Genomic DNA, 10,828 nt, shown 5'->3' with positions numbered 1-10,828 from the left:
GCGCAGCGTCTCCGTAGGAGATACGCGTAGCGTCTGGTGCAGGAGATACCCGAAGCGTCAGGGAAAATTCTCTCTCCCTTCTTTCCCTCGCTCTTGTTATCCCCCCGTCATATATTGTCTACATCACTTGCTCCACTTCTGCAATTTCCGGAATCATTTCTCTTAGACGACGTTCAATCCCCATTCTCAAAGTCATAGTGGAACTGGGACAAGAACCACAAGCACCTTGTAACCGTAGTTTAACAACCGGACCATCAAGTTCTACCAGTTCCACATTACCGCCATCAGATATGAGATAAGGGCGCATTTCATCTAAAACGGTTTCGACATTATCAGGTGTAAGTGCCAAAGTTGACATAGTTGTAAACCTCTTCCCAAAAATTTTGTTTTCCAGTGTCATTAAGACAATCCTAGATCTAATTCCAGTTTGATTGCTGGATTGTCTTTTTGTTTGTTGATGTGAATTCTAAGTTGCTACATTCTTACTTCATTACTGCACCAATTGCCAGGTATATTACCTATTGGTTCTACTCGTCTGCCCAGGTATTTGGCAAGAAACTCTTCTACTTGCGCTAAGAAGTGTCGCCGATTTTGCGGACGTGCAAAACCCTGTCCTCCGTGTGTGTAATGCAGCCCCCACGCATTTGGTCAAGAGTGAACTACCTATACCTACTAGCGTTCTGTTCCCCCCTATCTATGAACCTATCCCACGAATAAAATCCTTTAAATCCATATGTGGATAGTTGCAATGTCAAGAAAGGAATCAAAAGATATTTTGTGGCATTTCCATCGAACACTTAGAACACATATTTTATTTTACACAACAAAGAGTAAAGTTCTTGTTGGAACCTTGGGACTTAAATTTTAATTGATCTGCCTCGATTTTCTCGTTTTTCAGACTCTTTTTAGTATTTGGGGTCTAATTCCTCGTTTGCGTAAAGCAACACGTTTATATGAGTGAATTGTAACTTTTATCAGCCGCTAAGACTTTCACTTTTTTACGTCTTCTTTCTAATTTGAAAGTTTTATATTACTTGTGTAGTAGTGGTAATATTTCTTTTTTCTCGTTTCCATTGGCTGGAGTTGTGCAGTTCGCTAAAGGCATTCCATTACCCTTAGTAACTGGAGTTTAGACTAAAGTTGACTAGATGTTTGTAAGCCAATGTATTGGCCATATGATTATTTTTGACAAAAATAAAGAATAAAAGATGAAGTTTTAAAAACTTTATCCTTTATTCTCCTGAGTTGATGCACAACTGTAATTAAAGATAACTGTTTTGTTTGTGCTAACGGAACATACTACTTACAGAACTATCTTCGTGAATCCGCCAGATAGTTTCCCCAAGTAAGTTAGCTACTGACAGCACAACTAATTGTGGAAAGCGTTCGCCCAGCGACTTACCGGAAGCATCGGTTTCTGGGATTGGAATCGTATTTGTAACAATCACTTCCTCAAATAACCCACTTGAGAGCCGCTCAATTGCTGTTGGTGAAAACACTGCGTGAGTGGCACAAGCATAAACCTGACGCGCCCCTTCTTCACGCAGAAGTTTTGCCCCTGCAGCAATAGTACCAGCAGTGTCTATCATGTCATCCACAAGCACTGCTGTTTTGCCCTTAACATCACCAATGACATTTAAGACTTCGGCAACGTTGTGAGCCTGACGACGTTTATCTATAATCGCCAGTGGTGCATCGTTGAGCTTTTTAGCAAATGCCCTGGCTCGCGCTACACCACCAACATCTGGGGAAACTACCACTAAGTCAGGCAGTTCTTTGCTTGCTAGATAGTCCAGCAAAACTGGAGAACCATAAACATGATCTAGTGGTATGTCGAAATAACCTTGAATCTGAGCGGAGTGCAAATCCATAGCAAGAATACGGTTAGCACCTGCTTCTGTAATGAGATTTGCTACCAATTTGGCGGTGATGGACTCTCTTCCTGCGGTTTTTCGGTCAGCGCGGGCATAACCATAATAGGGAATGACTGCAGTGACTTGCCGTGCAGAAGCACGCCGGCAGGCATCGATTATAATCAGCAATTCCATCAAATTGTCATTGACAGGATTACAACCGGGTTGGATGAGATAAACATCACAACCCCGGATTGATTCTTGGATTTGAATGTATAGTTCTCCATCCGCAAATCGTTTGCGAATCATTGGTCCCAAATCCATGCCCAGGTAACGAGCAACTTCTTGGGACAAAGGTACGTTGGCAGAGCCAGATAACAGCCGCAGGCGAGTATTTTCAGCTAGTCCTGTTGCAATTGGCTGCACTTTTAGTGTTGCAGAAGTGAGCACAGCAGATCCTCGATGTGCATTCATGGCAATCTTATCACCACAGATTAGACAGCTTTAACCGAAAATAGTTATAAAAAATATACATAAGCTTTTGGTATGAGTTTTGTTAAAGCTTTTATCAAAACTTTAAACAAACCTCTATTAAACTACATTTTGTACATTCTCTAGCTCTTGCATAGAGAGACAATTGATAGCTTAACTGAATATTCTGTTTGTAAACCATATCTATCATTTAGATTTTTTGGCATGAATTGAAAAAAATCAACTCAATTGGATGTGTGTTTGGTAGACTTTCCCTTTTAACTACCTTATCAGTTGCTTTGCACAAGCATCAACACTTGGACTGTTGAATCTGAGGAAAGGTAAGCATAAATACTTAATTAATATTCGGTTCAGAGAACGTTAACACTTAATGATACTAGTTTTGATTGCAAAACGCGGAAATTGTTAGGCTTTTTTTAGTTTGTTATCAAACAATATCATTGCGGAGCTTGCGCCTTCCAATTTCCGTGATACTTGACCTGATAACTTTAGAGCACACAGGTAAGTTTAAAGAGTTGGGAAATCTGATAAAAGTTAAAACGGACATACTACTTACAGCAGATGCATGTGATAGGCGATACGCGTGGCATCAAGCGTATGCGCAAAGCGCACGCTGCGCGAACGATTGAGCGCTCACGCCGAAGTCCTCCGGCTTATCGCCTCCTTAAAGAAAGTTCAACCGACTCCCTCTGTCTGGAAACTATCCGTATCATAGTGAAGTCCTCCTCTGTTGCTATAACACTCAATTGATCAACGATGCAAGCACCGATTACAACTGACACTATATTGCAAAACCGTTACCGGATCACTCAAGTTTTGGGTCAGGGTGGATTTGGTAGAACCTATCTGGCACATGACCAGAGGCGCTTTGACGAACTTTGTGCAATTAAGGAATTAATTCCAATAGTCACCGAAGGTTATGCTTGGGAAAAAGCAAAAGAGCTTTTTGAGCGAGAGGCAGCAACTTTATATCAAATACAACACCCCCAGGTGCCTCAATTCCGCGAGAGATTTGAACAAGATCAGCGCTTGTTTTTGGTGCAAGATTACGTTGGCGGAAAAACATATCAGACTTTGTTGGATCAGCGTCAAGCTACAGGGAGTGCATTTACAGAACAAGAAGTATTACAACTTATACGCTCTTTGTTACCAGTCTTAGAATATATTCATAATCAAGGAATTATTCATCGAGATATTTCACCGGATAATATTATTCTGCGAGAAAGCGATCGCCTACCAGTTTTAATCGACTTTGGAGTCGTAAAAGAACTGGTAACGAAATTGAACTCTCCAGATAACGCAACGCCAGCAACCACTGTTGGAAAACATGGTTATGCCCCAACTGAGCAAATGCAAACAGGTCGAACATATCCCAGCAGTGACTTGTATGCACTAGCTGTTACAGCAATTGTATTGTTGACAGGCAAAGAACCCCAAGATTTATTTGATGAACATCAACTAACTTGGAATTGGCAACATTTGGTCACAGTCAATCCACACTTTGCCTCTGTGTTGAATCGAATGTTAAGTCAAAAACTGGGCGATCGCTACTTAAAAGCTCCTGATGTACTACAAGCATTACAAACTCCACAACAACCAAATGTTTTCACTTCAAATGTTTCCAAAGTACAAACAGTAGCCGTTGGTCGCCGCCCTGAACAAGCACAACCATCTGCGCCCAATACATCTAAGCCAGCCATTCCAACACAGGGTAGCCCTTCACTGTTAGATAATCCCTTGGCAGTTTTTGGAATTACTCTTGCTGTGATAATTATAACAGGATTTGGTTCATGGACTGTGGTCAGATCCATCCGTACTAGCTCACAAGCTACATCAGAAAAAACAAATCCACAAACTTTCCCTTCACCTGTAATTCCCAATGGAACGACCTTAACATCTACACCTACCAACAATGAACCTGTTGTATATAATAAACCCCTAAATTTTGGTACATCTAACACTGCTAACGTTGATAGTATAATTAAAGTCAATGAAGTGGATCAGTATGTATTTATTGCTGAAAAGGGGCAGCAGTTAACTGTATTGCTTAATCAACAAGGTAGTGTTTTACTCTCAATCTTAGGTGCAAATCAAGAACCAATTGACAATGCTGCTAAAGACTTTTCATTTTACCAAGGAACATTGCCTTTTACTGGTAAATATACGGTTCAAGTACGTCCTGTGCCAGGACAACCCCAAAGCAATTATAGTTTTAGCCTCGGATTAGAAAATCCAGTCAGACGCAGATCTAGATCCACACCTACAGCCACTCCTACTCCCACAGCCACTCCTACTCCCACAGCCACACCTACTCCTACTCCCACTCCCACACCTACTCCCACCCCCACAGCCACACCCACACCCACTCCCACAGCTACACCTACACCTACAGAACAGCCGTCCACAGCTCCTGGTGTAGAACCACAAGATACGCCGCCTGCTAGTGAACCACCCAACTCTGTTCCTAATGAAACAGCTTTTCCATCAAGGTTGTAGAATTCAATGCAGAATCTGCATGAAAACTATGCAAAATATTTATAGAATAGAATTGTCAGCAATTTATGATAGTAACTGTGAGACATTAGTTGTTGGCTACTCATAACTAATAACTAATGACTGACAAGCTATTAAACACACTATTGATTACAGGAACAGATACAGAAGTTGGCAAAACTGTTTTAACGACAGCATTGGCAGCCTATTGGCAAAAATATCACTCTTCCGCCAGTATGGGAATTATGAAACTCATGCAATCGGGAGAAGGTGATTGCGAGTGGTATCAAAAAATATTTTCCTTAAATCAATCTCCCGAAGAACTCACACCTTTATATTTTCAAGCACCCCTTGCTCCTCCCATTGCTGCAGCAAGGGAAAATAAAACTGTAGATTTAGCAAAAGTGTGGCAAGGTTTTACAGCTTTGCGTTCGCGCCGTGATTTTATCTTTTTAGAAGCTTTAGGAGGATTAGGTTCGCCAGTAACTGATGAATTAACGGTTGCTGACTTGGCAGGAGAATGGCGCTTACCAACAGTGTTAGTTGTTCCAGTTAGATTGGGTGCAATAAGTCAAGCAGTCGCTAATGTGGCTTTAGCACGACAATCACGAATCAATTTAAAAGGTATTGTTTTGAATTGTGTTCAACCTCGAACAAATACAGAAATTGCTGATTGGACACCCATAGAATTGATGAAATCACTCACGCACATTCCAATTTTTGGCTGCTTACCTTATCTAGATAACTTAACTGATTTATCTAAAATGGCACAAGTAGCATCAAATTTAGATTTAGAACGATTGCTATATATCTAAAAAAGTGTGAAGAGTGAGGCAAGAAATACCTTTTGCAAAAGTTTAAAGCGTAAAAATAAAAGTACTTAGCTGTCATTTGAATTTAAAAAATGTAAAACATGGTTTCTACATTCCCGAACTCCTCTTGTGTTGATTTATCTCGTGTTCGACTCTCCATTCGTTCCCTGCAAGCGCAACTTGTGGAATGGCGGCGACAATTGCATCAAAAGCCAGAACTGGGTTTTAAAGAAAAATTAACCTCTCAGTTTGTCTCGCAGAAGTTACAGAAATGGGGAATTGAGCATCAAACTGGCATTGCTCAGACTGGTATTGTAGCTACCATCAAGGGTAACGATACTAGTACTCAAAAAGTGTTGGCAATTCGCGCGGATATGGACGCTTTGCCAATTCAAGAACTCAACGAAGTCTCTTATCGCTCACAACACGATGGGGTGATGCACGCGTGTGGACATGATGGACATACAGCAATTGCCCTAGGGACAGCATACTATCTTCACCAGAATCGAGACACTTTTGCTGGTACTGTCAAAATTATATTCCAGCCAGCAGAAGAAGGACCCGGAGGCGCAAAGCCGATGATAGAAGCTGGGGTATTGAAAAACCCTGATGTTGAGGCGATTATCGGTTTACACCTTTGGAATAATTTACCTTTGGGGACACTAGGTGTCCGCGCTGGTGCATTAATGGCAGCTGTAGAAACATTCAAATGTACAATTATGGGCAAAGGCGGACATGGTGCCATGCCCCATCAAACTGTTGATTCTGTTGTGGTTGCTGCCCAAATTGTCAATGCCTTACAAACAATTGTCGCGCGCAACGTCAACCCTATTGACTCAGCAGTAGTGACAGTGGGTGAACTTCATGCTGGAACCAAGAATAATGTGATAGCTGATACAGCCAGAATGAGTGGTACCGTAAGGTATTTTAATCCAGCATATGAAGGCTTTTTTAAGCAGCGTCTTGAGCAAATTATTGCGGGAGTTTGCCAGAGTCATGGTGCTAGTTATGACTTTAATTGTTGGTCGCTTTACCCACCAGTGATCAATGATGCTACCATAGCGGACTTGGTGCGCTCAGTTGCCGAAGAAGTCGTAGAAACGCCCTTGGGTGTTGTTCCTGAATGCCAAACAATGGGTGGCGAGGATATGTCTTACTTCTTACAAGAGGTTCCTGGTTGCTATTTCTTCCTGGGTTCTGCGAACCCTGATAAAGGATTGGCGTATCCACACCATCATCCTCGATTTGATTTTGACGAAACCATCTTGGCGATGGGTGTGGAAATGTTCGTTCGCTGCGTGGAAAAATTCTGTAATTGATAAAAGTAGATGGGTATTAATAAGTATTGAGTTCGATATCCAAAGATTCATCTCCCATGAAGCCGATCATCAACAGCACTGCGGAATTTCTGGCTGTCGCCCAAAAGCACGGTCTTCGACTGAACGCCGAAAACGTAGAACTCAACGCATCAGGAGTCGATTTCCTCGTTGCGTTCGCCACCGATGAGGACGGCATTCCATGGGTATTACGAGCACCCAGGCGGTCTGATGTCATCGAAAGAGCAGCCAACGAAAACCGGGTGCTGAATCTGCTGCGTAAGCACCTCCCAGTTGCCGTACCGGAATGGCGAGTGAACACAGAAGATCTGATTGCCTATCCCATACTTGCCGGTACTCCAGCCGCCACCGTGAATCCGGTAGCCAAGAATTACGATTGGTACATCGACCAGCAGTCACCCTCCGTCACCTTTGTTGACTCGTTGGCTGGGGCGATCGCGGGTCTGCACACGATTGACCACGATGCGGCGTGCGAAGCTGGCGTTCGAGTGCTGCAGCCTGTCGAGGTTCGGCAGTCACTCGCCAAGAAGATGGATCAGGCGAAACCTCTGCTGCGAGTCTCGGACTTGGTATGGCAGAGGTGGCAGAACTGGCTCGCTGACGACACGTACTGGCCTAAGCACTCGGCACTGATCCACGGCGACTTGCACCCAGGGCACATGTTGGTTGACCAGGACAATCGGGTAACCGGACTGATCGACTGGACGGAAGCCGAAGTTGCCGATCCAGCGACGGACTTTGCCGCGTACTACGCCATTTTCGGTGAGTCTGCCCTTGCCGATCTGCTTCAACGGTACCAGGACGCTGGAGGTCGGGTGTGGCCTAGGATGCAGGATCATATCGTCGAACTGTATTGCGCTTGCCCTGTCGCGATCGCGATGTTCGTGCTGCTGACGGGTGACGACACCTACCTAGAACCGGCGCAGATGATGCTGTCCGCACATGAACAGCAAATGGCTGGTTTGGGATGAACTTTCTTCTATCGCGCTTGACATCATGGGTATTCTTAGTCAATACACAGTCGGGCGCTTTTTTGTGCTTTTTTCAACCCTGTCGAACTCACGTACTTTTATGTCTACCCATCTACTTAATCAATGAATTCTTCAACGTTAGATCCATCTGTCGCTTCGGCGATCGCAGAATTTGAAACATCCAATGCCCCCAGTGTTTGGTCAAATTTAGATAAAAACCAAGTGCTGACAGACATGAAAACCCGCCTTTTAGACGCTTTTCAAGTCAACCAAGGTCAACAACCGTTTTGTGGTCCTGCATCAATTTTATTTGAACTCGTTCGTAAACAACCCCTGCGCTACGTACAAATTTGTCGTAGTTTATTTGAAACTGGTGGTTTTCAAGGCCGAACTAGACGTATTGAAGCATCAAATAGGTTGCGTCAAAGTCGAGGCAGACTAAGAATGGGGCAAGCTGATTGGATGGTTCTAGCAACGTGCCGAGAATCAGAAAATTTGGTTTTTCCTGTTGAACCAGAAGCGCCCGATATTATCCGCAATATAGCTGGGATGACTAAATCTTGGGAAATGAAAGGATGGGCGCGGGAAGTTTTAGGCTATCGGAATGTCAAATACACCCACACTTATCTTTTTGGCGAAGTCGATGCTTTGAATGAAGCAGAAACAGTGATTTCTGCTGGTGGCGTTGCTTTTGCTTTGATTACCGCACAGGGTTTACTCGGTAACAATCCGCCACCCTTCCCTTATCCCACCCATTGGATCACGCTGTTGGGTAATATCTCGATTAAAAAGGGATTCTTCTGGAAACGCGATAGTGGTCGTATTAGTGTGGATGTTTATACTTGGGGAAGCAAGAGATACATAGATAAAGATGAGGATCGTTTTGAAGCTTATTTTTGGGGTATTGTCATGGGTTCGATGTAATACAACAGCAATTCCTGAGTGTCATACCCGAAGGGCATTGGACATTGCAATGCCCACCCCATACCACATCTCTATTTAAGTGAGTTGAAAAGCGCTATATCTGTTTGATTATCGATGATACGAAGGTGAGTGGTTACACTATACGATGTCTAATTCTCTACTACCTGCTTACGAAATATCCACAGAGTTTGTATCACCTCAGTTAAAGAGTTTTTTCGCGCTTCTTGCACAAATAAAAGGGGAACAACTGCTCCGATTCTGAACACAAAAGATACAACAAAGGCTGCTGGTAAACCACCTAATGAGGGATTTTGTGCAATCAAACCACCTATAGTTGTACCTAAAGCGCCACAAACTCCAGTAACGGCAGCAATTACTCCAAAATAAAGGGATTGTTGTTTGACAGGCGCAATTGCTAGCTGCATATTGTTGTTGCATAAATCAATTGCTGCCCAAATCCCTCCAAGTAACATGTGTAAAAGGGGTAACCACAGCCAAATGCCAAAGAAACTAACATCAATCGCTAGCCAAAATAAAGGTATGAGTGTAAGTACAATCCCCATTAATATCAAGATTGAACGGTTACCTATTTTGTCTGATAACTTGCCCCAGAAAGTCAGCATCACCAGGTTTGCCGCCCCCTGAAAACTGGCGTAGAGTGCCACAACACTCACATCTAAATGTAACTTATTTAACATATAGAGCGGAAAATAAGGAGTACTCAAGTTAATGGCAAACATTTGGAAACTGAAATACAACAGAGACATCAAGAAATTAGAGTTATTTAAAATACCTTTTATCGCACTCGAATCCGGTACAGAATCAGTTGTATTTTCTATAGTTTCTGGCTGTGTATCAGTAGTTTGACTAGAATTATCAGTATCTCCAGAAATAGCATTTTTCACTAAAGAACCGAGGACAGAAGCGTGCTGCATCTGTGGATTGACGTCCACCTGGAAGTACTGACACCCAAGACCTATCAGACCTGATAGAGTCCCGAACACCACAAGCACTGCATAACCTTGTAAAGTTCCACCAGGCCATTTAGAGACAACTAGACCGGCTATTGGTATAAAAGTTAAAACAGTTAGACTGAAAGCACTGTTACGCAACCCAAAATACCTTCCTCGGATCTGTCGAGGGACTAAAGCTGCCATCCAACTCATCCACGATGGATGTCCTAATCCTTGTAACATATTGATTAACAAGATAATCACAAGTGTTAGAACTATCAATTGCTGAGAATTTATATATCCGAAGCTAAGGGCGGCGATCCCAATGGGTAGAAATAACCAGAGTATCCTCGCACTCACGTTTGTAAGGATCGAAAATCGAAAGCGACTGGTTGTGCGTTCTGATAGATAGGCACCGAACGGCTGAATCAGATTCACCAGCATTGGAATGGAAGACAGCATTCCAATAATCACTGGACTAGCATTTAATTCCACCAAAAAATTAGAGAGTAAAACACCAGTGACAATGGTCAAGTATATTGATGTGAAGACACCATCTACAGTAGAGGCTCTGAGGCTGATACGAATAGCATTCTTTCTTAAAACTGAAGGGCTGAGTGTTGAGTTAGCAACAACAGTCGGTTCTGAAATTGCTATCTCGGGTATTATGGGGGCTAGAGGCGTAGCGGTTTCTAGCGAAATTGGTTCCATACTTGTCTTCACAGATGGGTCAAGTGGGGACTGTAACTTTTGTTCATAATTATTTAGTTATTGTAACTTGCATATCTCAACAAAAATTTAAATAAAGAAAAAATCAATCCGCAGTTACAGAGTCAAGATCTAAAGTGGCAGAATTTTTACTTGGCTGTGATCCGAACCAACGTGTCGAAATTTTTAAGACTAAAATTTTTAAGACCATTAGTAGCGATCTGCGCGCTGCGCAGCAGCGTTTGCGCAGCGCCCCCTAAGGGGCTAGCTATCGCGCCAAGAGCC

At 43.0% G+C, this 10,828-nt stretch carries 8 protein-coding genes; 5 read left to right on the top strand and 3 right to left on the bottom strand.

The features are described 5' to 3' along the window. Window positions 1-118 precede the first annotated feature (118 nt). Window positions 119-349: a NifU family protein gene (locus AC5590_RS08875; RefSeq protein ID WP_211178748.1), complete on the bottom strand. Its 231-nt coding sequence runs from the start codon at window positions 347-349 to the stop codon at window positions 119-121. Between the two features lie 937 nt (window positions 350-1,286). After that, window positions 1,287-2,327, bottom strand: coding sequence for a ribose-phosphate pyrophosphokinase (locus AC5590_RS08870; protein ID WP_169268522.1), 1,041 nt, complete (start codon window positions 2,325-2,327; stop codon window positions 1,287-1,289). Between the two features lie 774 nt (window positions 2,328-3,101). Here AC5590_RS08870 and AC5590_RS08865 point away from each other — a divergent pair. From AC5590_RS08865 to AC5590_RS08845, 5 genes are all read left to right on the top strand, one after another. Beyond that, the gene (locus tag AC5590_RS08865; RefSeq protein WP_169268521.1) at window positions 3,102-4,841 is read left to right on the top strand and encodes a serine/threonine-protein kinase; all 1,740 of its coding nucleotides are present in this window, start codon (window positions 3,102-3,104) and stop codon (window positions 4,839-4,841) included. Between the two features lie 116 nt (window positions 4,842-4,957). After that, window positions 4,958-5,653: a dethiobiotin synthase gene (gene bioD, locus AC5590_RS08860; protein ID WP_169268520.1), complete on the top strand. Its 696-nt coding sequence runs from the start codon at window positions 4,958-4,960 to the stop codon at window positions 5,651-5,653. Between the two features lie 98 nt (window positions 5,654-5,751). Then, a complete protein-coding gene (locus AC5590_RS08855) occupies window positions 5,752-6,969 on the top strand; it encodes a M20 family metallopeptidase (RefSeq protein WP_169268519.1) in 1,218 nt (405 codons plus the stop codon). A 56-nt stretch (window positions 6,970-7,025) separates the two neighbouring features. After that, a complete protein-coding gene (locus AC5590_RS08850) occupies window positions 7,026-7,958 on the top strand; it encodes a macrolide 2'-phosphotransferase (protein WP_169268518.1) in 933 nt (310 codons plus the stop codon). Between the two features lie 123 nt (window positions 7,959-8,081). Beyond that, window positions 8,082-8,882: a hypothetical protein gene (locus AC5590_RS08845; protein WP_169268517.1), complete on the top strand. Its 801-nt coding sequence runs from the start codon at window positions 8,082-8,084 to the stop codon at window positions 8,880-8,882. Window positions 8,883-9,031: 149 nt separating this feature from the next. On the opposite strand, the gene AC5590_RS08840 is transcribed toward AC5590_RS08845, so the two are convergent. Then, the gene (locus AC5590_RS08840) at window positions 9,032-10,546 is read right to left on the bottom strand and encodes an MFS transporter (RefSeq protein WP_169268516.1); all 1,515 of its coding nucleotides are present in this window, start codon (window positions 10,544-10,546) and stop codon (window positions 9,032-9,034) included. Window positions 10,547-10,828: the final 282 nt, after the last annotated feature.

The organism is Brasilonema octagenarum UFV-OR1 (assembly GCF_963888615.1).
Classification (GTDB): domain Bacteria; phylum Cyanobacteriota; class Cyanobacteriia; order Cyanobacteriales; family Nostocaceae; genus Brasilonema; species Brasilonema sennae.
This window is presented reverse-complemented; position numbering and strand designations above follow the sequence as displayed.

What these genes read in the sequence shown, in the direction of transcription:
- AC5590_RS08870 (WP_169268522.1), bottom strand. Translation starts at nt 2,327, where the DNA reads ATGAATGCACATCGAGGATCTGCTGTGCTCACTTCTGCAACACTAAAA.
- AC5590_RS08865 (WP_169268521.1), top strand. Translation starts at nt 3,102, where the DNA reads ATGCAAGCACCGATTACAACTGACACTATATTGCAAAACCGTTACCGG.
- bioD (WP_169268520.1), top strand. Translation starts at nt 4,958, where the DNA reads ATGACTGACAAGCTATTAAACACACTATTGATTACAGGAACAGATACA.
- AC5590_RS08855 (WP_169268519.1), top strand. Translation starts at nt 5,752, where the DNA reads ATGGTTTCTACATTCCCGAACTCCTCTTGTGTTGATTTATCTCGTGTT.
- AC5590_RS08850 (WP_169268518.1), top strand. Translation starts at nt 7,026, where the DNA reads ATGAAGCCGATCATCAACAGCACTGCGGAATTTCTGGCTGTCGCCCAA.
- AC5590_RS08845 (WP_169268517.1), top strand. Translation starts at nt 8,082, where the DNA reads ATGAATTCTTCAACGTTAGATCCATCTGTCGCTTCGGCGATCGCAGAA.
- AC5590_RS08840 (WP_169268516.1), bottom strand. Translation starts at nt 10,546, where the DNA reads ATGGAACCAATTTCGCTAGAAACCGCTACGCCTCTAGCCCCCATAATA.